Below are 22,736 nucleotides of genomic sequence, written 5' to 3'. Positions count from 1 at the left end.
CACGTTAATGTTGTAATGTAGAAGGGAAGAGTTTTAAATGGATTCAGAGTTTGCTTTTAATATCAGTGTTCTTGCCAGTGGCAGTACAGGCAATTCCCTTTTTATTGAAACCAACCAAAAGAAAGTATTAGTAGATGCGGGTTTAAGTGGCAAAAAAATCACTTCACTGTTAGCAGAAGTCAATCGCAAACCAGAAGATTTAGATGCGATTTTAGTTACACATGAACATCGGGATCACATTCACGGCGTTGGCGTGTTAGCGCGAAAATATAAGTTAGATGTCTATGCCAATGAAAAAACGTGGCAAGCGATGGATCCCATGATTGGCAAAGTCGATGTCGCTCAAAAACATATTTTTGAAATGGGCAAAGTTTTGACCTTGGGAGATATGGACATTGAAAGTTTTGGTGTCTCACATGATGCGATTGCGCCTCAATTTTATCGTTTTCATCGCAATAATCGTTCCTTTGTTGTTCTAACGGATACAGGTTATTGTAGCGATCATATTCGTGGCACGATTGAAAACGCAGATGCTTATTTAGTCGAAAGCAATCATGAAATTGAAATTTTGCGAGCAGGACCTTATCCATGGAGTCTTAAACAACGGATTTTAGGAGATAAAGGCCATCTATCCAATGATGATGGTGCTCTTGTGATGGCGGATGTGTTAGGTGATAAAACAAAACGCATTTATTTAGGCCATCTTAGCAAAGAAAATAATACGAAACTTCATGCGCGAATGGCAATGGAGTCTACTTTGAAGCAAAAGGATTTAGGCGTCGGTGAAGCATTTAAGGTATATGATACAGACCCCGATTCAGCCTCAGAGTTATTTCAAATTTAGAATAATGGTGGTTTATCAGTTTTTGAGCGTGGAGCAAAAATCCAAAGTGATTTTTGTCCCATGCTCATTTTTTGTTCTTTTATCCAGCTGGTTTGACAGAGACATCGGTGATAATACTTTTAAACTCTTAGTTAATTTTTTGACAAATACTTGTGTTTGTCTGGTGTTAGGAGTATAGTTAACTAGATTTTTACTAGTGGGAGGTCTATAATGTTTCAATTTTTACCAAACTCTGTTTTACAGATGAGCACTATTTTTCTTTCGATTATTATCGAAGCATTGCCTTTTGTCATGTTAGGTTGCTTGATTTCAGGCGCTTTACATGTTTTTTTAACACCAGAACGAGTAAAAAAAGTGTTACCTAAAAATAAATTTTTATCAATTTGTGTAGGTAGTTTCCTAGGGTTTTTCTTCCCTTCTTGTGAATGTGGGATCGTACCCATTGTGCATCAATTTGTTAAAAAAGATGTACCAACACATACCGCTTTTGCTTTTATGTTAACGGCACCAATCATTAATCCAATTGTGCTATTTTCAACATACGTAGCCTTTAGTGGCGCAACAAAATTTGTGATTTGGCGAGTTTTAGGCAGTATGATTGTCGCGTGGGTTATCGGCATTTGGTTAGCTTATTTTCGAAAAGAATCAATTTTAACAGAAAAAGAGTTAGCGCAGATTAAAGAAGAGCAGGTTGCTCATACGCATGAACACGTTGATGAAGCTCGTTCATTTTGGAAAAACGGCTGGTCAGCGTTAACCCATAGTATTGATGAATTTTTTGATACGGGTCGTTATTTAATTTTTGGTTCTTTGTTAGCAGCAATCATGCAAACCTATATTCCAACTGGTGCGCTTATGCAATTGGGCCATTCAAAGATTTTAGCGATTCTAGTCATGCTAGTCATCGCTGCCACTCTATCACTTTGTTCAGAAGCAGATGCATTTATTGGTTCTTCTCTTTTGAGTTTATTTGGCACAGGACCAATTGTCGCCTTCTTAGTTTTTGGTCCAATGGTAGATATTAAAAATTTATTGATGATGAAACGTTATTTTAAGATGTCATTCATTGTACAATTTGTTTTGATAGTGGCGCTTGTCGTAACTATTTATGCGGCAGTAGTTTAGAAAGGAGGCCTACAATCGATGATACGATTTATTATTTTAATTGGATATATGGGGTTGATGATGTATCTTCAAATTTCAGGTGAACTGAACCAATATATCAATATTCATTATAATTACTTAGCTGTTTTATCAATGGTTTTAGCTTTTATTATGGCGATTGTCCAATTGATTTTGTGGAACCAAGCAGATCCATCAATGCAAAAAAAACATGAAGACATGCACCAACATGGGGGACATGAACATCATGGCCATCAGCATAATTTGGAAAAACCTAGCCAAAGAGGGCTTGCCTATTTACTACTTTCTTTACCATTGATTGTTGGCTTATTATTTCCGACAGTTAGTTTAGACACAACAATTGTTGAAGCAAAAGGATTTAACTTTCCAGTAAGTAAAGAATCAGTAGGGGATCCTGATATGCAAACGCAATATTTGAAACCTGATACAAGTATGTATTTCAATAAGACGGATTATGACAAGCAGATGGCAAAAGCCATGAAACAATATGATGGCCAATCTGTGATTTCAATTACTGATGAAAACTATTTGGAAATTATGGAACTAATCTATAATTATCCAAGTCAATTTGCAGGGAAAAGGATTTCTTATAAAGGCTTTGTCTATAATTCAAAAAGAGAAGAAAGTGTTGACCAGTTTGTCTTCCGTTTTGGGATTATTCATTGTGTCGCTGATTCTGGCGTTTTTGGCTTGTTGGTTCATTTTCCTGAACATACTCAATTTCAAAACAATGATTGGGTAACGATTACCGGCACGGTTGAGTTATCCTATTATCCACCGTTTAAACGGCAAATACCAACTGTGCAAGTGGAGAAAGTCAAAGCAGATCAAGCACCAAAAAATCAATATGTCTATCGTTCCTTTTAAAAAAAGTTGGTTGCTTCCTTATCAAATGGCAGCAACCAACTTTTTTGCTATCTATTTTTTAATTTTGTTGCGCTTACGACGAATAAAACCCAAAGATTCTCTTTTTTCTCGAAAGCTGCGGATATTCTGATTGAAAACCTCAGAAGCGACTAAGCCTAACGCAATTGCCCCAGCAATCATTACAGCTTGCACGGTAAAATAGGCGCCTTTTTCATAATTGCCAATTACGATATTCCGAACAGCTTGATAAGCTAAGCCACCAGGTACCAATGGAACAATACCAGGAATATTAAAAATCGTGACAGGCATTTTCAATATTTTTGAGAATAGGTAGCTTACTGCCGCAACACCGACAGCACCGATAAGGGAACCTAATGCTGCATTTCCACTAAAAACTTCAACGATTACCCAATAAAGCATCCAGCTCACACTACCAGTTAGACCACAAGCCACCAGTGATCGTCGAGGAACATTAATAATAATCGCAAACGCCGCAGAAGCTAAAAAACTAAAGATAAATTGTACCAAAACGATTCCTAGCAAGTAAGTCACTCCTTTTAATAGAAAAGTTGAAAGACAAAAGCAATGCCAAAACCAATCATTCCTGAAGTCATTAATGCTTCAGTCCCACGAGAAACACCCGATAAGTAGTGTCCAGCTAGCAAATCGCGAAGAGCATTGGTAATTTGCACACCAGGCACTAAAGGCATGACACAACCAATGATGATTAAATCTTGTGATTGTCCGAGTCCCAATTTGACTGAAAGAATAGCGGCTGCACCAATGAACAGCGAAGCTAAAAATTCAGATAAAAATTTAATCTTGAGAAACTTTAAACTAAAATAATAAAGACTATAGCCGCAACCACCAATCAGAAAAGTCAAGAATAAATCGGACCAGACACCACCAAAAAGAATCATAATTGTAGCGCTGACAACAGCCGCACTAACAATGCGTGCGCTAATTGGAAAATGTCGGTGTTCACTATCAATCACTTTTAGTTTATTCAGTAATTCCTCTAAAGAAAAATCACCAGCCACATAAGCACGAGACAGCTGATTCACACGAGAGATTTTTTCTAAATCAATGCCACGTTTCATTACTTGAACCATACGAATCGTGGAGGTTCCATCTATGCCAACAAATAACCCGGTTTGTGTCACATAGCTAACCATTCGATAGTTGCCAGAAGCAAGCGCAATTCGGCTCATTGTATCTTCAACACGGTACATTTCTGCATCGCTTTCTATCATAATTTTACCAGCTAACAAACAGGTTTCTAAAAGTAAATCCAAATGAGCAGGAGTCATTGAGCAAGCCTCACTTTATGTATTTTCTTCTAGTGTACTACAAACGAACCAAAAAGAGGAAATAAATAACAGCTGCAATCGAAAATTTACATCGTAAACAGATTGTTAGCGAATTGTAACATTAAAAGGCTGATATTATTTAATCATAGATATTTAAAAGTTTTCAAAAGAAAAACGTCGATTTTTTCGCAAAATGAATTGGAGGGAAAGGTGATATTCTGGCGATTTAGCAGAGCTTTATTCTTGTTTTATAAAGTTGTGTATTTGTTTTTATAATTTTAAAATTATCGATGGCTGTCATTTTTTTACGAAGCCTTTATTAATAAAAGACTAAGAAATAACAAAAAAGAGAGAAGGAGAAGAAATTTTGTTTGTAGTTTCGGTTCTTTTCTAGTAAAATGAAATTGTATAAAAGTAGAAGTGAGGTGTAGTAAAATGGGTTTTACAGACGAAACAGTACGCTTTGATTTTGATGATAATCGAAAAAAAGCAATCAGTGAAACGTTAGAAACCGTATATCGGGCATTAGAAGAAAAGGGATACAATCCTATTAACCAAATAGTAGGGTATTTACTTTCTGGGGACCCGGCTTACATTCCTCGTTATCAAGATGCTCGAAACTTAATTCGTCGTCATGAACGTGATGAAATCATGGAAGAATTAACCAAATATTACTTAGCGAACCACGGAATCGATATCAAATGAGGATCATGGGGCTAGATGTAGGTTCACGGACAGTCGGTGTGGCTGTTAGTGATTTATTAGGCTGGACAGCACAAGGCATCGAAATTATTCGCATCAATGAAGAGGAAGAGAACTTCGGTTTTGAGCGATTAGGTGAATTGGTGAAAGAATACGAAGTCACAAAATTTGTCGTAGGTTTACCGAAAAACATGAATAATTCCATCGGTCCTAGAGCTGAAGCATCCATGGCATATGGTGATAAGATTCAAGAATTATTTCAATTACCTGTTGACTATCAAGATGAACGATTAACAACTGTCCAAGCAGAGCGTTTCTTGGTGGAGCAAGCAGATGCTTCAAGAGCCAAAAGAAAAAAAGTCATTGATAAACTAGCGGCAGTAATGATTCTACAAAATTATTTAGATGCACATAGCCGATAATTATCGAGCTTTGAATACATCAAGGGAGAGAAGAAGAATGACAGAACACAACCACGAACATGATCACGAAGGACATGAACACATTACTTTAGTAGACGAACAAGGAAATGAAACATTATACGAGATCTTACTAACTGTTGACGGTCAAGAAGAATTCGGTAAAAATTATGTTTTATTATATCCAGCAGGAATTCCTGAGGATGAAGATGTTGAATTGCAAGCTTACTCATATGTGGAAAACGCAGAAGGTACAGAAGGCGATTTACAGCAAATCGAAACAGACGCTGAATGGGATATGATTGAAGAAGTTTTCAATACATTCATGGCTGAAGAAGAAGAGTAAAACTGTAACGAGAGAAGCGCTACTTCTCCTATTGAGAAGTAGCTTTCTTAATAATAATTGTTATAATGTGCATGTTGTTTCTATCATAAGATACTATCGCTATCATTGAGTGTGGTGAATAAAGAAGAACAGTAATGTCTAGTTTTACAAGATGTTGTAAAAACGTAACATCCTTGTAATGACGTTAATTTGGTAACTATCTAGCATAATTTATAATTTGTGTTATACTAAGTATGAGGTTTTGGAAATACTGTTAATTTTATAATATTAAATAAAAAAATGGCTCCACCTACTGGCATAGGTAGAGCCGTCAGAAATTCAGTTAAACAAACACGTAATTATTGGTGTGGTGCATTGCCACGAACTGAAATTCCAGTTAATAAAGCAAGTAAATCAAACATATATTTCACCTCCTTTATTATGATAGCTTCATTATAACATTATCTGTAAAATGATGGTATGTTTAATACAAAAAAAATAGAAAGATTGGAGTTTTGACTGTGAGAGTAGCGGGAGAAAAAATCAAAACAGCGCGTAAAAAGAAAAAATTATCGCAAGCTGAATTGGCAAAAGGAATTTGTACACAAGCAACAATTAGTAACATTGAAAACAAAAATGTGTGTGACAGTTTAGACATTTTCTCATCTGTATGTCTACGTTTAGACTTACAAGTAGAAGAATGTATCGAAGGTTCTAGTGAGAAAAAACTCGAAAGCTTATTAAATAAAGTAGAAGAATTATGCTTTTACTTTAAGCACGATGAAGCCTATGATTTGTTGAAAGACTATCCAGATGATATCGAAAGTTCAAACAGAATTTTAGAAACAAAATTTTTCTATTATAAAGGAATTACGAGTTTATTAGGTAAGAAAAATAATAGCGAAGCATTGTTCTATTTACATCGTGGTTCTGAAATTAGTCGTGATATTAATATTTATAATATTTTGAGTATGAATGCGATCGGTATTTTATATGAATTAGAAGATGATATTGAAAAAGCAAAAGTTTATTACGATAAATCTTTACAATTGCTAAGCGAATTCAAATTAGATTATCCATTAGAGCAATGCCGTATTTATTATAATACCGCAAAATTCTATTCATTAATTAAAGACTATGCAAAGAGTATTGAATTAAGTGATAAAGGAATCGAAATTAATCGGACACACAGTTCTATTTACTCTTTAGATTGCTTATTATACGAAAAAGCGTTTAATAAACAAATGCTAGGACTAGATGCTGTTGAAGATTATCGTATTGCGTACTACTTTACACGTTTCTTTGAAAATAAAAAATTACTTACTTATATTGAAAAAGATATGCAAGAGTTTAACATCAGTTTTAAATAATGAATTATCGTTTCAGATTTTAAAAAGAACAACCTAACTCAAGAGGAGTTAGGTTGTTCCTTTTTTCTCTTTTTAATTTGTTTCTTTGACAGCGTTACGGACGCTTTCGGCGACGACTTTTGCGACTCCTTCTTGGAATGGATCGGGAATAATATTGGTCGGCGTGAGTTCGTTATCGGGAATTAATTTTGCAATACCTTTGGCAGCGGCAATTTGCATTTCAATCGTAATCTTTTTCGCCCGAGCATCTAAGGCACCGCGGAAGATACCAGGGAAGGCCAACACATTATTAATTTGATTCGGAAAGTCACTACGACCAGTTCCGACAATATAAGCGCCTGCCGCTAAAGCTTCATCAGGAAAAATTTCAGGAACTGGGTTAGCCATTGCAAAAATAACTGGCTGCTCATTCATCTGTTGAATCCACTCAGGTTTTAAAACACCTGGTGCCGAAACACCAACAAAGACATCAGCGCCTTCAAGAGCAGTAGCTAAATCACCGGTACGGTGTTCCCGATTGGTTAGCTTCGCAATTTCTGCGTGGTGTGGTGGCAGAGCTGTATCTGTTTCGCTCAGAATCCCTGCACGGTCAACAATGATAATATGTTTTACGCCAGCAGCTAAAAATTTTCTTGTGATCGAAAGACCAGCGGAGCCACCGCCGTTGATTACCACATGAATGTCCTCTATTTTCTTGTTGATTAATTTTAAGCTGTTGTACAAAGCCGCTAGAACAACAATCGCTGTCCCGTGTTGATCATCATGGAAAACGGGAATATCTAGTTCATCGATTAAACGCTGTTCAATTTCAAAACAACGAGGAGCGCTGATATCTTCCAAGTTAATCCCCCCAAAGGTTGGAGCCAAAAATTTCACCGTTTGAATAATTTCTTCGGTATCTTGTGTATCTAAAACAAGGGGAATCGAATCCACACCAGCAAAGCGTTTAAACAATGCAGCTTTTCCTTCCATGACAGGCATCGCTGCTTCAGGACCAATGTTACCTAAACCTAAAACTGCTGAACCATCACTAATAACGGCGACGGTGTTTTTCTTTGTCGTTAATTCGTAAGCGCGTTCTTTTTTTTCATGTATGGCAGAAGAAACAGCCGCAACACCTGGTGTGTAGGCAATTCCTAAATCTGCTTTTGTTTCAATCGGAACTTTAGGGCAGACTTCTAATTTCCCCCCAAATTTTTTTGCTTGCTCAATCGCTAATTCTTTTACATCTTTTGTTGACATATCATTTTCCTCCTAAATAATTTACTTATAGTTAAAAAAGCATTCTAAAAATAGCAGTCATTGTTATTACTGTAATGGCACCGCCTAAACGTGTCGCAACTTGTGCAAACGGCATTAAGTTCATTCGATTGGCTGTACTTAAAATAGCCACATCGCCAGTCCCACCCATACCACTCTGACAAGCGGAGACAATGGCAGCCTCGACGGGATTCATATTCATGAAGCGTGAAACGAAAAAGCCTGTAGCAATAACAGTGAAAACGACACTAATTACCACAACAAAATATTGCCAGCTAAGCATTCCTACGACATCTTTTAAAGGAATATATAACATACCTAAGCCGACCATTAACGGGAACGTAAAATTGCCAGAGATAAATTTATAAAGCTGTTTTGATCCGCGTTGGGTTTCTTTCGGTACTACGTTTAAGTATTTTAAAAAGGCTGCGACAACAATCATCAAAACAGGACCAGGAAAGCCTGTTAAGTGTTGTAATAAACCGCCTGTAATAAATAAGGTACATGCAATTAAAACACCAGCGCCCATTAATTTTACATCAATTGGTGCTTTGTCTTCTTCTAAAGCATCACTTAAATCATCTGAATTGGTAATTTTAATCAACTGACCTTGTCCAGAAAGTTCAGGGCGTTTTTCTCCTAAACGACTAAGTAAACCTGAACACATGATAGCAAAAAAATTACCAATAATGGTTGCGGGAATTAATTGCCCCACTAATTGTTCACTTGGCAATCCAGTAATGGCACTATAACCAAGGGATAAAGGAAGAATACCTTCACCGATTCCACCAGCTAAAACAGGAGTGACGATATAGAAAAGGCTATGTTTCCAACTGAGACCTAACAGCGTTCCAACTAGGGTCCCAACCCCCATTGCTAAAATCATTCCTAATGCCATCGGGACAATCATGCGCATTAAACCTTGGACTAAAATTTTGCGGTTCATTCCAAGGATACTTCCACAAACTAAACAAGCAATATAGAAATAGAGAAAGTTTGCTTGTTTCATTAAAATATCTGTTGAGTCTAAGACATTTTGGTTGAGTAAATTAAAAAAGACCATAATTGATGGTACTAATAAAGATAAAATTGCGGGACCGCCAAAATGTTTCAAAATAGGAATATTTCCACCAATTGTTCCAAGTAACCAACCCATTGTTAAAATTACGGCAAAACCACCTAACATATTGACTGGTAGTTGTTCTAATAGAGCCGTAACAAGAATAATGCTAGCTGTTACAAGATAAACAGGTAACGTAACCGAACCAATCCTCGTTTTGGTTAATTTGTTGCGCCAATCTGTTTCATTAGCAGCTGTTGCGGGCAATTTCTTTTCCATGCTATTTCCTCCTATAACTTTAATCTATATTCATCATAATGTAAACGTTTTCTGTAGAGTAGATTATTTAATTAATTTAACTAATTTAACTAAAGAAAAGTTTTTTAACCAAATCTTCCTATGCTATACTTTATTTGAAGAGAAAAGAGGGATGGAATGAAGCGTGGCGGGAAATTATGGTGCTTCTTATCAGTGATTTTTATTGCAACATTAATTATTATGATTACTTTCTTTTACGGAGTAACGACGGTTCAAACAATTAAAGAAGTTCGTAAAAACCAAGAGCAAGCACTTTTAGCCGTCGGGGAACAGTTGGCTATTGAACCGAATGTTATTGAAGCCTTAAAGAATGATCACTATTCAGATGAATTGGAAGCGTATACGGTTCGTTTAGGTGAAATCCATCAGTTGGATTTTATCGTGATTATGAATATGCAGGGGATTCGTTTAACACATCCTGATCGCCAAAAAATAGGTAAGCATTTTGAAGGTGGCGATGAAGTGCGAGCATTAAAAGGGGAGGAACATTTATCTGTTAGTCAAGGGAGTTTAGGAGAATCATTACGAGGTTTTGTCCCAGTCTATGATCAAGGAAAACAAATTGGGGTTGTGGCAATGGGCATTAAAATGACCTCGCTTTCACAATTGATTGAACGAACAAAAAATGATTACACAGTGAGTGTCCTTTTAAGTGTTGGTTTTGGCTTTATATTAGCCATCGTGGTTTCTTATTATTTAAAAAAACAACTTCACGATTTAGAGCCAAGAGAAATTGCTCGTCTATTAGAAGAGCGAAACGCCATGCTTGAGGAAACGAAAGACGCAATCCTTGTGATTGATACCGATCAAAATATTTTATTAGCAAATATTGAAGCAACTAAAATGTATCATAATATAACAAATAGTGAAGAAAATTTACTAGGAAAGAAACTTTCAGCATTGGTTTTATCTCCTGAAAAATTAATCGTACATTCAAAAACAGAGCAATTCTATCGTCAAAATGGCCAGGATTATTTCGTCTCAATCGCCCCGATTAATGTCCGTAAAAAAACAATTGGGCATGTTATCTTTCTGAAAAATGCGACGGAAACGTTTATTGTCGCAGAGCAGCTTGTCAGCACAACAACATATGCTTCGGCATTACAAAGTCAATCACACGAATTTATGAATAAGATGCATGTCATTTATGGCTTAGTCGATTTAGAAGATTATGAGGCGCTAAAACATTATCTAGCCGATTTATTGAAACCAGAAAAGGAATTTGCACAGCGCTTAGCTATTTTGGTTAGGAATCCTATTCTAGCAGGTTTTTTAAGTGGGGAAAGAATCAAGTTTGCAGAAATTAAAACACAATTAGCTATTGAAATTTATCCAGAAATTCCACCAAATAAACGAGATGAAGATACACAAAATTTGATTGCTATCTACCGTTATATTCATCGTTTCCTGATGGAACAACCGTTACCAGAAGAGATCATTGAAACCATTGATTATCAGCCAGGAAGTTTAACGACTACTTATTCGTTTGCTTATCCAAAAGAACAACTGGAACGCTTTGAGCAAGAATTTTTCACTTCTTATTTGGCAAGATTATTAGAGAATGGGGAAGCGATATTGACTTGGGAAAACCAACAAAACAATTGGCTTGTCATTCGCATAAATGTTCATTACGAAGGAGCAGAGGAAAATGAACCTATTGATTATTGAAGACGATCCTATGGTTGCATATATACATCAAAAATATCTTGAAAAATTAATTCACCAACCGACTATTTTTACGGTTGCAACAATTGCTGAAGGTCTACAATTAACGAAAGAAAAACAACCAGTACTTGTTTTATTAGACGTTCATTTAAAAGATGGCAACGGCTTGACCTATCTGGCAACAATTAGAGATGAAAAAATTGACACAGAAGTTATCCTGATTACGGCTGCCAACGAGTTGGAAAATGTTAAACGAAGCTTACATTTAGGCGTTTTAGACTATTTAGTTAAACCCTTTTCTTTTGAGCGATTTCAACAAAGTATCGAAAACTATCAGAAAAAAAATGCTCAATTCACGCTGGAAACGAAGGAGCTTTCGCAAACAAAAGTGGACCAATTGTTTCATTCTTCACAGACAAACGCACGTAAAAATGAACAAGCTCTTCAAAACCTGTCCTTAGAAAAAGGACTAACACAAGCAACATTACAATTATTGTTAAAAAAAATAGACGAATTTACCGACTATTTTACGATTCAAGAATTATCAGAAGCGAGTCAGCTTTCACATGTTTCTGTTCGCAAATATGTGTTGTTTCTAGAAAAGAATAACCTTTTAGAAAGTAAAAATAGCTATTTAAAAGTGGGGCGTCCCTATCAATCGTATCGGAGAATTTAGTATTTTTTATTTTTTAGTAAATAAAAAAAGTAATTGAGAAGTGGCGAAATACAGAGGATACTCCTTTTTATTCTCATTTAAAGAACTTAATTGAGAATGGAAAAGAGGATATTATTTGTTATTTTTTGAGAATATATGATATTCTTTATTATGTAAGAAATAATATTATATGGGAGGAACGAGCGATGAAAGTTATTGTTTTAGGATCATCACATGGAGGTTATGAAGCGGTAGAAGAATTACTAAATCTTCATCCTGATGCAGAAATTCAATGGTATGAGAAAGGTGATTTTATCTCATTCTTGTCTTGTGGCATGCAGTTGTACCTAGAAGGAAAAGTGAAAGATGTTAATTCTGTTCGCTATATGACTGGCGAAAAAATGGAGAGTCGTGGTGTGAATGTCTTTTCTAATACTGAAATTACAGCGATTCAACCAAAAGAACATCAAGTGACAGTGAAAGATTTAGTGTCAGGTGAAGAACGTGTTGAAAATTATGATAAATTAATCATCAGTCCCGGAGCTGTCCCATTTGAATTAGATATTCCAGGTAAAGATTTGGATAATATTTACTTGATGCGTGGTCGTCAATGGGCCATTAAATTAAAACAAAAAACAGTAGATCCAGAAGTCAATAATGTGGTTGTGATTGGTAGTGGTTATATTGGGATTGAAGCTGCCGAAGCATTTGCAAAAGCCGGCAAAAAGGTTACTGTTATTGACATTTTAGATCGTCCATTAGGGGTATATCTAGATAAAGAATTTACAGATGTTTTAACAGAAGAGATGGAAGCTAATAATATTACCATTGCAACTGGTGAAACAGTTGAACGTTACGAAGGCGACGGTCGTGTGCAAAAAGTCGTTACAGATAAAAATGCGTACGATGCTGATTTGGTCGTTGTAGCGGTTGGTGTCCGTCCAAACACTGCTTGGTTAAAAGGTACCTTAGAATTACATCCGAATGGCCTAATCAAGACGGATGAATACATGCGGACAAGTGAGCCAGATGTATTTGCAGTAGGGGATGCTACGTTAATTAAATACAATCCTGCAGACACAGAAGTAAATATTGCCTTAGCAACGAATGCTCGTAAACAAGGTCGCTTTGCTGTGAAAAACCTAGAGGAACCAGTTAAACCTTTCCCTGGTGTTCAAGGATCTTCTGGCTTGGCCGTCTTTGATTATAAATTTGCTTCAACAGGGATTAACGAAGTCATGGCTCAAAAATTAGGAAAAGAAACAAAAGCGGTGACAGTAGTAGAAGACTACTTGATGGACTTCAATCCAGACAAACAAAAAGCTTGGTTTAAATTAGTGTATGATCCTGAAACAACACAAATTTTAGGCGCTCAATTAATGTCGAAAGCAGATTTAACTGCAAACATTAATGCTATTTCATTAGCGATTCAAGCAAAAATGACAATTGAAGACTTAGCCTATGCGGATTTCTTCTTCCAACCAGCGTTTGACAAACCTTGGAATATTATTAATACAGCGGCTTTAGAAGCGGTGAAACAAGAACGTTAATAGAAGAGAAAATAAAACCCATGAGTATTTATAGTACTCGTGGGTTTTATTTTTATTTTGTATTCAATTGATTTTTCAACTCTTGTTGGACACGATTTAATTCTTGTTCATCCACACGTTGGTAGGAAACACCATCTTGCATAAAACCAGTACCTTGAAGTTGGTCTTGTTTCACTTTACCAAAGGCACTGCGATAGTCTAAGGCAATTTTTTTCATGTCATCAAAACTTAAATCTGTCTTCATATTATCAGAAACAGCTGTTAAAATTTCTTGATAGTTGCTTACGCTGTTAAGACTTAAGACTTTTTGGACGATGCCTTCAATCACTTTTCTTTGACGTTCTTGGCGGCCGTAGTCACCATTAGGGTCTTCGTAACGCATTCTTGAATAGGAGAGTGCTTGTTCACCATCCAATGAAATTTTACCAATCGTAAAATCATATCCGTCTTGAGAAAAAGTCAAATTATTGTTCACTTCGATTCCGCCAACCGCGTTGACTAATTCTTTTAAACCAGCCATATTAATTGAAACATAATGATTAATAGGTATGTTTAAATAGTTTTCAACTGTGTCCATTGCTAAAGATGCGCCACCAAAAGCATAGGCGTGATTCAATTTATCTTGTTTTCCTTGACCTGGAATATCAACATAGGTATCGCGAGCAAGACTGACTAAGGTTGTTTGCTTGTCACGAGGATTAACTGTTGCAACAATTGTTGTATCCGAACGACCTTGCTCGACACGCCCATCATCGCCTGTATCGATCCCTAATAATAAAACAGAAAAAGGCTCCTTATTGTTTAAATTGACCTGACTTTTTTTAGATCGTTCTACTGTTTCATAGGTTTTATCCATTGATTTAGAAACATCCCAATAAAGTTTTGCTCCCATTCCAACAACTGCAAGAAATAGAACCAAGATAATTCCAAAGATAATGGCAAAAATTTTCTTCCCTTTTGACATATTTTTCCTCCAATAATTTATCACAGGTTGTGATTTTTTTCTTATAGGTTAATCTTACTAATTTTTAGTGAAGAAGTATATAATAATTGTTGAAAGACTATAAAACTTTAAGGTATTTTGCATTATTTTTGCTTAATCTTTTGAAATATCTCAATTCTATTAAAATATGCGAATTAGTATATTACACGTTTTCAATGTGTTTCATTGTTGATTAATTAGAATTTTAGTGGTATTTTTGTATTTGTAATTAGTACAGATTTTAATTGGAGGTATAACAGTGAGTAAAAAAGGATCAGATATCATAGTAGAAAGTTTAATCAATCACGAAGTGCCCTATATTTTTGGGATTCCCGGTGCAAAAATTGATGGGGTTTTTGATGCATTAGTTGACAAAGGTCCAGAATTAATTTTAGCTCGACATGAACAAAATGCAGCCTTTATGGCACAAGGGATTGGTCGTTTGACGGGAGAGCCTGGCTTAGTTATTGCAACTAGTGGACCTGGTGCCAGCAATTTAGCAACTGGGTTAGTAACTGCGACTGCAGAAGGGGACCCTGTTTTAGCATTGGCTGGACAGGTGAAACGGTCCGATTTGTCAAAATTAACTCACCAAAGCATGAATAATGCTGCATTATTTAGTCCAATAACAAAATTCAGTACAGAAATTCAAGATCCAGAAACATTATCTGAAAATATTGCCAATGCTTACCGTATCGCCAAAACAGCGAAAAAAGGCGCAACATTCTTATCGATCCCACAAGATGTCACAGATAGTCCGGTGACAGGCGAAGCAATTAAGCCTTTGTCGGCTCCGAAACTGGGCCATGCATCAGCAGAAACAATCGCAGCTTTAGCTGAACGAATCAAGCAAGCGAAATTACCTGTTTTACTTTTAGGAATGCGGGCCTCTGCACGAAAAGTTACCGCAGCCATTCGTGAATTGGTTGCTATAACTGGTTTGCCAGTCGTGGAAACGTTCCAAGGAGCAGGAATTATTTCAAAAGAATTAGAAGAACATTTCTTTGGGCGTGTTGGTTTATTTCGAAACCAACCTGGGGATCGTTTGTTAAAAAGAAGTGATTTAGTGATTGCGATTGGTTATGACCCCATTGAATATGAGGCACGTAATTGGAATGCAGAAAAAGATGCGCGCGTTATTGTCATTGATGAAGTTCAAATGGAAATTGATCAATATATGCAACCGGAAGAAGAGCTAATTGGTGATATGTCTAAAAATATTTTGAAATTATCAGAAGCATTTAGTGAACCAATATTAACAGAAGATGCGCAAGATTATTTAGAAACGCTTCAAGAAAAATTAACGATTAAAGAAGTAAAAACAAGTACAATTGAAAATCGATTACATCCATTAGAAATTGTTCAAACGCTTCAAGAAAAAACCACGAATGAAATGACAGTTACTGTTGACGTAGGGAGTCACTACATTTGGATGGCTCGCCACTTTAGAAGTTATGAACCGCGTCATTTATTATTTAGTAACGGTATGCAAACATTAGGTGTCGCTTTGCCTTGGGCAATCTCGGCTGCGCTGGTTCGTCCGAATACACAAATTATCTCTGTTTCTGGGGACGGCGGTTTCCTATTTTCAGCGCAAGAATTAGAAACAGCGGTTCGGTTAAAGCAAAATATCGTGCATATTATTTGGAATGATGGTAGTTATGATATGGTTAAATTCCAAGAAGAAATGAAATATAATCGATCCTCTGGCGTAGATTTTGGTCCAGTTGATTTTGTGAAATATGCTGAAGCTTTTGGAGCCAAAGGGGTTCGAGTACATTCACAAGCAGAATTTGCCGCAGCTTTAGAAGAAGGAATGCAAACAGAAGGCCCAGTGATTATTGATGTTCCTGTGGATTATTCAGATAATCAAGAATTAGGTAAAACATTGTTACCAGATCAACTTTATTAGGAGATGGAAAAATGAGCGAACAATATGTTTATCAACATGGTACGCTAGGCGGTTTAATGGAAAGTTTGATGGCAGGAACGGCAGAAATTGGTACGTTACTCACGCAAGGTGATTTTGGAATTGGGACATTAGAAGGCTCAAATGGCGAAATTATTTTATTGGACGGTACATTGTATCATGCAAATCAAACTGGCGAAATTACTATTCTAGAAGGCGAAGAATTAACGCCATATGCCGCAGTTACTCGTTTTCAAGAAGATGGCGCATTCCCTGTATCAACAGAAACCGATGAAAATATTAAAGCACAAATTTTAGAAAAAATTAGTCCTAATTTTTTTGCGGCAATTAAAATTAGCGGTCTTTTTGCGAAGATGCATGTCCGTGTGGCACCTAAACAAGAAAAACCGTATCCACCATTTGTAGAAGCCGCACGCAATCAACCTGAATTTACAGCGGAGAATATTCAGGGAACAGTTGTAGGGTTCTTTACACCTAAATTATTTCATGGTGCCTCTGCCGCAGGGTTTCATTTGCACTTTATCAGTGAGGATCACCAATTTGGTGGGCACATTCTTAATTTTGGCATTAAACAAGGGACTGTTTCGTGGATGGAAACAGCAGAATTGCGGCAGCATTTTCCAGTTCATGATGCTGATTATCGGAATAAAGAAATTGATATTGCAAAAGCTTTGTCCGCAATTGAAGAAGCGGAATAACTGAATAACAAGGCACATTTCTCCACGCCCATTCAAGTTGACCTAGTTAGTCAACTTGAATGGGCTTATTGCTGTTCGTCGCTTTTTGTTGTTATTTTTCAAAAAAAAATAGTATCCTTTTTATAATAAGCAAATAACAATTGGAAAGGATGGCGTAATGGACACACTTTATAGAAGTTGGCAATTATCTGGTTGGCTCTATCATGATATTTTTGTTATCATTGTAGCAATTATTTTTATAGTAATTAGTGGTATTTTGGTTATTTCCTTAATAAGAAGGCGGAGTACAAGGAGACTGGTTCCCTATGCGTTAATTTTATTGGTTTATCTTGCAGTGGTACATTTTGCTGGTTTGATATTTTTCGGAATGTTTCGTTCAGTAACGGTTGAAGAGAAAAGTGCGACGTTTTATTCTGAAAAAACGAAAGGCTTAACTTCTATAGAGCGAATGATTATTCCGAATGGACGAACGAATGGCATTAGCACCAGTAACTCATTGTTCCAAGTGATTTCTGTTAATAGTCAGACGGGCGAACGAATGTGGAGTAAACGTTTAGGCTGGCGTGATTATTTAATTGGTCAAACAGATCAATATGTGGTTTTGAATAATGCTGATAACGAGGCCATTTACTTACTCGATACAAAAACAGGGAAAAAACAGTTTTCTGAAGCGGATTTAGTGAAGAAATTCCCTGAATTAAAAGACTATTTAAGCTCTGATTTCGTTGATTATCGTTTTATGGATAATCGCTATCTCTATATTTATGGATTAAACAATCGATATTATCAATTAGATTTGAAAAATTGGCAGTTAAAACAAGACCTAACTTTCAAAGAAGTCTTTCAAACACAAGAAGCGCCTAAATGGACGGTAGATTCAAATGAGAGTCAAATTGGTCAAAAGCTGTCATCGGAAGAGCGTACAACAGTGCAAGGAAAACTAGAAGAGCAACTAATAGCACCAGTTTTATTAGGCAAGAAAGATGAAGCAAATTATTATGTTCTGTCATACAAGAAAAGACAAAGTAATCAAGCGATAGTTGGCTTATACAATTGGCAGAAAAAAACATACGAGTGGCAAACACCGTTGCTTTTAACTAAAGAAAATGTACCTATTGAAGCTTTTCAAGTAGAGGATGCGTTATTCATTAAAGTCCCGCGTTATTTATACAAAATTAACCTGAATAATGGTAATCAAGAGTATCAGTTTGATTACCGTTGGGGCCAAGTGATTCGTTAAACGAAAAGTGGTAAAGCATGCTTAGACAAATAGAAGGAGCAAATAGTCCTTATGATATAAAAAAACGCTTAGAAGAGTAGTGATTCCGCTAGTTTTCTAAGCGCTTTTTTATTTTATGCAGGTCCAGAGATTAAATTCCAGATAATCGAACCTGTATATGCGCCAGGAAATAATTGTGAAACAGGGGTTTGGATTGCAAGAGAAATATCGGTCATGCGGCCGCTCCACATTCCTTGTCCTTTTCTATCACCAGCGTTACTCATTAAAGTCGCACCGTTACAGATAATAATTGGGTTGGTCGGGAAGTCGGGTGCAGCAGGATCTTCTGAAAAATCCAGTCCATACATTGTATTTGTCATAAAGAAACGCCTTAACGTTTTGTCATAGCGAGCATAGCCGCCTGTTAATTGAAACGTAATGATGCCTAGTAAAGAATGAGCTTCGTTTCGCATGTGTGGGATTTCAGCAGTGACATGCCAACCAGTTAAGGCTCCGCGAACATCCCCCATCCCGAAGTGTCTCATTGTATGAGTATTGCCTTCAGAAGGTCGTATAGGAACTGCCGTTAAATCACCAGAAATCGCTTGGGTTTCAAAAGTAAATTCTTTCGGAATAAAGAGCAAGTCAAAACTAGTGTTAGGATTTTCTAAATCAGGATAAATGGCATCGTCAACCGATTCATCACCAGGCAGCCCTCCAATTTCTAGTTCAACTGAAACGGGCGTTTTTCCAGAACGGGTGGCAAAAGAAACCGATGGGTCAAAACTAAAGAGACTGAATACTAGCAACAAGGCTGCAAGTGATTGATAAGTGAGTAGATTTTTTTGCTTCAAGAAAGTTCCTCCTTTAGGGGCTGATAATATAAGTATACGCAAAAGGAGCTGTTTTTATTTATCAGTAATTTACAGGGAATTCGAAAATATTGAGACAGATAGTGTTTAATATTAGTAGAGAAAGATGAGTCGACAATTTTTACTTGTTGATTCTGTCTTTTTTGAGCACAATTCGTTATATCAAGCATGCTAAAATATAAAAGAAATCATCAAGTATCACTAATCAAAATGGAGAGGAGGAGAAAACTTTGAGTAAGTGTTTCGGGTTGTTGATGATTTTATTTGTATTATCTGGCTGTTCAGGAAGTAGGAATTCGCAACAGGAAGTCGTTATAGAAAAGTCTGCTAATAATGACAAAGCAAGACAATTTGTTGATCAAAAAAATCCGCATTTAGGAACGCAATTAGAAGCAGAATCTTATACTAAACAGGAAGCGATTGAATTTTTACAAAATGGTTTAGGGATACCAACGAATGACTCGGCGTTTCATTATACGTTTAAGCAGTCAAATAAAGGAAGTTATGTTGTTCAAATTATATCTGAAAAGAATAGTGTCTCAAAAGAGAATGAATTGTTCGGATATTATCAGGTGTATCAAGATGGTATTATAGTGAAAATGATGGAAAAGGATCAAACGTTCCAAGAAAATTAAGTGATAAATAAAAAAGTTGACAAAAAACACAAACAGTCTTGTTTGTGTTTTTTTGTTTAATGTTCGTGTTTTATTTTTTAATAACCTTTTTCGAAAAAATATACGAACGTTCGGGTTTAAAAACGAACAAAAAGATGAAAATGTGTTGAAATATACGTTTTCCTTGCGTATACTGATGAAGTGAAAAAACGAACGAGGAGTGTACGAATGAACAAGAAAGTTCCTTATTTAATTGTGGCACCGGGGCTAGTACTATTATTATTTTTCTTAATGATTCCATTAATTACTAGCATTTTGCCAACCATTTTTACTGATCATGGCTTGACACTAAATCAGTATGTTACTTTTTTTAAAGATGACTATAATGTTTCAATTTTCTGGCGAACGATAAGAGTTTCGTTAATTGTGACGGGTATTTCAATCGTGTTGGGCATTCCAACGGCATACTTTATTGCTGGGGTTTCCAAAAAATGGCGTGGCTTTTTAATGGCTATGACCTTGTTTCCATTATTAACCAATTCAGTTATTCGAAGTTTTGCTTGGATTAACATTTTAGGAAAAAACGGTGTAGTGAATACGTTGTTATTAAAAACAGGCTTAATTGAGCAACCGCTGAATTTATTGTATACAGAATTTGCAATTATTATCGGTTCAGTGTATTTATTTTTACCAACAATGATTATGACCTTAGTTGGGGTTATGGAAAACATTGAAGGAGAAATGCTAGAAGCGGCTGAGACGCTAGGCGCCAATCCAATGACGGCTTTTCGGAAAATTGTTTTACCTTTATCAATTCCAGGCACCATCGTAGGAAGTATATTAGTGTTTACAGGAACTTTAACGGCTTATACGACGCCACAGCTGTTAGGTGGTAACCAAAAAATGATGATGTCGACCTTCTTATATCAAAAGGCTAATACTTTAGGTGATTGGCAATCGGCGAGTGTTCTTGCATTTATTATGATTTTAACAACATTAATTGTGATGAAAGGCCTAGACATGGTCGCTAAGAAAGTAGATCGGAGAGAAGCAAATCATGCGTAAGCAAAAAGGACTATCTGTTATTGCAATTCTAGTTTTTCTGTTTTTATTTTTACCATTATGTTTGATTGTGGTGACTTCTTTTGGAACAGCCGCAGCGATTCAATTTCCGATTAAAGGATTTACTTTAGATTGGTACGCCAAAGCATTACAATCGGAAACGTTTATGGACAGTTTTAAGTTAAGCTTGTTGATTGGGGTATTAGCGACTGTTTTAGCATTAATAGTAGGGATTCCAGCTTCCTATGCGCTGGCACGTTATTCCGTTCGTGGGCGCAACTTTATTAAAAGCTTTTTCTTATCCCCAACTGTGATTCCAGGAATTGTGGTCGGGTATACGTTATTTCAATATATTGTTATTAAATTAGGTTTGCCTGTCTTTCAAGGATTATTAATGGGGCATTTTTTAATTAGTTTGCCTTATATTATTCGAGTGGTTGGGTCAAGTATGGAACAACTAGATTATTCAATGGAAGAAGTAGCTTGGACATTAGGTTGTACAAGATTGCGAGCTTTTATTCAAATTGTTTTACCCAATGTGTCTTCAGGAATTTTTGCAGCCTTTATGTTAGCATTTGTCAATTCGTTTAACAATGTTCCTGTATCGATGTTTTTATCAGGTCCCGGTGTGACGATGCTGCCTACTTCTTTATTAAGTTATATGGAATACAATTATGATCCAACTGTTTCAGCAATTTCTGTATTGTTGATGCTACTAACAATGGGCTTAATGTTTTTAATTGAAAAAACGTTGGGACTAGCTTCCATTGCCTAAAACATGGAAGAAGCACGAGATAGAAAGAGGAGAAAATTTTGACTTTTGTGGATTTAAAAGATATTCGCGTCAGCTATGACGGAAAACAAGATATTTTAAAAGATTTAAATATTTCAATGGAAAAAGGAGAGTTAGTTTCTTTATTAGGACCGAGTGGTTGTGGTAAAACGACTACGCTAAGAGTGATTGCTGGATTAATTAAGCCAAACGACGGACAGTTTTTCGTTGACCAAGAAGAACTAACAAAGGTTCCTGTCCATAAAAGAAACTTCGGGATGGTTTTTCAAAGCTATGCGTTATTTCCCCATTTAACGATTGCAGAAAATGTCGCTTTTGGGCTGAAATTACGCAAAGAAAACAAACAAACCATGGACCAAAAAGTCACGGAAATGCTAAAAGTATGTGGTTTAGAAAGCTTGGGCGACCGTTATCCAAAACAATTATCTGGTGGTCAAAGACAGCGGGTTGCGCTAGCACGTGCTCTGATTATTGAACCTAAACTATTACTACTAGATGAACCGTTGAGTAATTTAGATGCAAAATTGCGAGTGGCAATGCGGATTGAAATCAAACGGATTCAACAACAATTAGGCATTACGACAGTTTTTGTCACACATGACCAAGAAGAATGTTTTTCTATTTCAGATAAAGTGGCCATTATGAATAATGGCGTGATTGAACAATATGATTCACCAGAAACGATTTATCGTTTGCCTCGTACTAAGTTTGTCGCTGAATTTATCGGTTTTGAAAACTTTTTCTCTGTCGAAAAAATGGAAGCCGGTCATTATCGGACACAAACAAATCAAATAGTGAAAACGACTAATCCTGAACCAAATGTTACAACGACAGTGGCAACGATTCGTCCAGAGGACATCGAGATTGTTTCAGAAGCTGCTACTAATACTGTCGCAGGTACTGTCGCTGTCCGAACATTTTTAGGGAAAAGCTATCAATATGAAGTGGAAACAGCGTTAGGTACATTGCTGGTTAATGGAACAAGTGAACAGTTATATGAAACAAACGAAACCATTCACTTGGCTTTTCCAGCTGAGAAATTAGTTATTTTAGAAAAATAAAAACCATTTTGGAGGAA

The 22,736-nt window shown here is 36.3% G+C and carries 23 protein-coding genes; 17 read left to right on the top strand and 6 right to left on the bottom strand.

Going from position 1 to position 22,736, the window contains the following annotated elements; genetic code table 11:
* Window positions 1-37 precede the first annotated feature (37 nt).
* The 3 genes from IGL80_RS09000 (at window position 38) to IGL80_RS08990 (ending at window position 2,854) form a co-directional block, all read left to right on the top strand.
* Window positions 38-844: an MBL fold metallo-hydrolase gene (locus IGL80_RS09000; RefSeq protein ID WP_002357943.1), complete on the top strand. Its 807-nt coding sequence runs from the start codon at window positions 38-40 to the stop codon at window positions 842-844.
* Window positions 845-1,054: 210 nt separating this feature from the next.
* Window positions 1,055-1,969: a permease gene (locus IGL80_RS08995; RefSeq protein WP_002357942.1), complete on the top strand. Its 915-nt coding sequence runs from the start codon at window positions 1,055-1,057 to the stop codon at window positions 1,967-1,969.
* A gap of 18 nt (window positions 1,970-1,987) precedes the next feature.
* The gene (locus IGL80_RS08990; RefSeq protein ID WP_002357940.1) at window positions 1,988-2,854 is read left to right on the top strand and encodes a TIGR03943 family putative permease subunit; all 867 of its coding nucleotides are present in this window, start codon (window positions 1,988-1,990) and stop codon (window positions 2,852-2,854) included.
* Between the two features lie 51 nt (window positions 2,855-2,905).
* Here IGL80_RS08990 and IGL80_RS08985 read toward each other — a convergent pair whose 3' ends face one another.
* The gene (locus IGL80_RS08985) at window positions 2,906-3,406 is read right to left on the bottom strand and encodes a threonine/serine exporter family protein (RefSeq protein ID WP_002382172.1); all 501 of its coding nucleotides are present in this window, start codon (window positions 3,404-3,406) and stop codon (window positions 2,906-2,908) included.
* Window positions 3,407-3,411: 5 nt separating this feature from the next.
* Window positions 3,412-4,164 carry a threonine/serine exporter family protein gene (locus tag IGL80_RS08980; protein WP_002357938.1) on the bottom strand — a complete coding sequence of 251 codons (753 nt, stop codon included), beginning with the start codon at window positions 4,162-4,164 and terminating at the stop codon, window positions 3,412-3,414.
* 435 nt (window positions 4,165-4,599) lie between these two features.
* Between IGL80_RS08980 and ireB the strand changes: the two genes are divergently transcribed.
* The 4 genes from ireB (at window position 4,600) to IGL80_RS08960 (ending at window position 6,980) form a co-directional block, all read left to right on the top strand.
* Entirely contained in the window at window positions 4,600-4,869 is a 270-nt protein-coding gene (gene ireB, locus IGL80_RS08975) for a regulatory phosphoprotein IreB (protein WP_002357937.1), read from the top strand.
* Window positions 4,866-5,288 carry a Holliday junction resolvase RuvX gene (gene ruvX / locus IGL80_RS08970; protein ID WP_002357936.1) on the top strand — a complete coding sequence of 141 codons (423 nt, stop codon included), beginning with the start codon at window positions 4,866-4,868 and terminating at the stop codon, window positions 5,286-5,288. The genes ireB and ruvX overlap by 4 nt, the downstream gene beginning before the upstream one ends.
* A gap of 37 nt (window positions 5,289-5,325) precedes the next feature.
* Entirely contained in the window at window positions 5,326-5,631 is a 306-nt protein-coding gene (locus IGL80_RS08965) for a DUF1292 domain-containing protein (RefSeq protein WP_002360545.1), read from the top strand.
* A gap of 500 nt (window positions 5,632-6,131) precedes the next feature.
* Window positions 6,132-6,980 (top strand): helix-turn-helix domain-containing protein, encoded by an 849-nt coding sequence (locus tag IGL80_RS08960; RefSeq protein ID WP_002385984.1) that lies wholly within the window; start codon window positions 6,132-6,134, stop codon window positions 6,978-6,980.
* Window positions 6,981-7,052: 72 nt separating this feature from the next.
* On the opposite strand, the gene IGL80_RS08955 is transcribed toward IGL80_RS08960, so the two are convergent.
* A complete protein-coding gene (locus tag IGL80_RS08955; protein WP_002360544.1) occupies window positions 7,053-8,222 on the bottom strand; it encodes an NAD(P)-dependent malic enzyme in 1,170 nt (389 codons plus the stop codon).
* A 31-nt stretch (window positions 8,223-8,253) separates the two neighbouring features.
* The gene (locus IGL80_RS08950; RefSeq protein WP_002360543.1) at window positions 8,254-9,579 is read right to left on the bottom strand and encodes a 2-hydroxycarboxylate transporter family protein; all 1,326 of its coding nucleotides are present in this window, start codon (window positions 9,577-9,579) and stop codon (window positions 8,254-8,256) included.
* A 156-nt stretch (window positions 9,580-9,735) separates the two neighbouring features.
* Here IGL80_RS08950 and IGL80_RS08945 point away from each other — a divergent pair, with 156 nt between their 5' ends.
* The 3 genes from IGL80_RS08945 to IGL80_RS08935 all read left to right on the top strand — a co-directional run bounded on the left by IGL80_RS08945 (window position 9,736) and on the right by IGL80_RS08935 (window position 13,488).
* Window positions 9,736-11,286, top strand: a complete 1,551-nt coding sequence (locus IGL80_RS08945) for a Spo0B domain-containing protein (protein WP_002404485.1) — start codon at window positions 9,736-9,738, stop codon at window positions 11,284-11,286.
* Complete coding sequence (locus IGL80_RS08940) at window positions 11,267-11,959, top strand: response regulator (protein ID WP_085366465.1); 693 nt, start codon at window positions 11,267-11,269, stop codon at window positions 11,957-11,959. The genes IGL80_RS08945 and IGL80_RS08940 overlap by 20 nt, the downstream gene beginning before the upstream one ends.
* A gap of 185 nt (window positions 11,960-12,144) precedes the next feature.
* Window positions 12,145-13,488, top strand: coding sequence for an NADH peroxidase (locus IGL80_RS08935; RefSeq protein WP_002357926.1), 1,344 nt, complete (start codon window positions 12,145-12,147; stop codon window positions 13,486-13,488).
* Window positions 13,489-13,540: 52 nt separating this feature from the next.
* On the opposite strand, the gene IGL80_RS08930 is transcribed toward IGL80_RS08935, so the two are convergent.
* On the bottom strand, window positions 13,541-14,452 hold the full coding sequence (locus IGL80_RS08930) for an LCP family protein (protein WP_002404487.1): 912 nt from the start codon (window positions 14,450-14,452) through the stop codon (window positions 13,541-13,543).
* A 277-nt stretch (window positions 14,453-14,729) separates the two neighbouring features.
* Here IGL80_RS08930 and alsS point away from each other — a divergent pair, with 277 nt between their 5' ends.
* From alsS to IGL80_RS08915, 3 genes are all read left to right on the top strand, one after another.
* Complete coding sequence (gene alsS / locus IGL80_RS08925; RefSeq protein ID WP_002357923.1) at window positions 14,730-16,382, top strand: acetolactate synthase AlsS; 1,653 nt, start codon at window positions 14,730-14,732, stop codon at window positions 16,380-16,382.
* A gap of 11 nt (window positions 16,383-16,393) precedes the next feature.
* Window positions 16,394-17,098: an acetolactate decarboxylase gene (gene budA / locus IGL80_RS08920; protein WP_002360537.1), complete on the top strand. Its 705-nt coding sequence runs from the start codon at window positions 16,394-16,396 to the stop codon at window positions 17,096-17,098.
* A gap of 157 nt (window positions 17,099-17,255) precedes the next feature.
* The gene (locus tag IGL80_RS08915; protein ID WP_085366467.1) at window positions 17,256-18,338 is read left to right on the top strand and encodes a PA2928 family protein; all 1,083 of its coding nucleotides are present in this window, start codon (window positions 17,256-17,258) and stop codon (window positions 18,336-18,338) included.
* Between the two features lie 113 nt (window positions 18,339-18,451).
* Here the strand turns inward: IGL80_RS08915 and IGL80_RS08910 are convergent, their stop codons facing one another.
* Window positions 18,452-19,213 (bottom strand): WxL domain-containing protein, encoded by a 762-nt coding sequence (locus IGL80_RS08910; RefSeq protein WP_002360535.1) that lies wholly within the window; start codon window positions 19,211-19,213, stop codon window positions 18,452-18,454.
* Window positions 19,214-19,443: 230 nt separating this feature from the next.
* On the opposite strand from IGL80_RS08910, the gene IGL80_RS08905 reads away from it, so the two are divergent.
* The 4 genes from IGL80_RS08905 to IGL80_RS08890 all read left to right on the top strand — a co-directional run bounded on the left by IGL80_RS08905 (window position 19,444) and on the right by IGL80_RS08890 (window position 22,719).
* Window positions 19,444-19,824, top strand: a complete 381-nt coding sequence (locus tag IGL80_RS08905; RefSeq protein WP_002392180.1) for a hypothetical protein — start codon at window positions 19,444-19,446, stop codon at window positions 19,822-19,824.
* 207 nt (window positions 19,825-20,031) lie between these two features.
* Window positions 20,032-20,868: an ABC transporter permease gene (locus IGL80_RS08900; protein WP_002382189.1), complete on the top strand. Its 837-nt coding sequence runs from the start codon at window positions 20,032-20,034 to the stop codon at window positions 20,866-20,868.
* Window positions 20,861-21,640 (top strand): ABC transporter permease, encoded by a 780-nt coding sequence (locus tag IGL80_RS08895; protein ID WP_002357916.1) that lies wholly within the window; start codon window positions 20,861-20,863, stop codon window positions 21,638-21,640. Before IGL80_RS08900 ends, IGL80_RS08895 begins: the two co-directional genes overlap by 8 nt.
* Before the next feature lie 38 nt (window positions 21,641-21,678).
* Entirely contained in the window at window positions 21,679-22,719 is a 1,041-nt protein-coding gene (locus IGL80_RS08890) for an ABC transporter ATP-binding protein (protein ID WP_002413403.1), read from the top strand.
* The last annotated feature ends 17 nt before the right edge of the window (window positions 22,720-22,736 follow it).

Origin of the sequence: Enterococcus sp. DIV2467a, from assembly GCF_050532945.1 — a bacterium.
GTDB lineage: Bacteria > Bacillota > Bacilli > Lactobacillales > Enterococcaceae > Enterococcus > Enterococcus faecalis.
The sequence above is the reverse complement of the archived record's forward strand: the minus strand, read 5'-3'. Positions and strand labels throughout refer to the sequence as shown.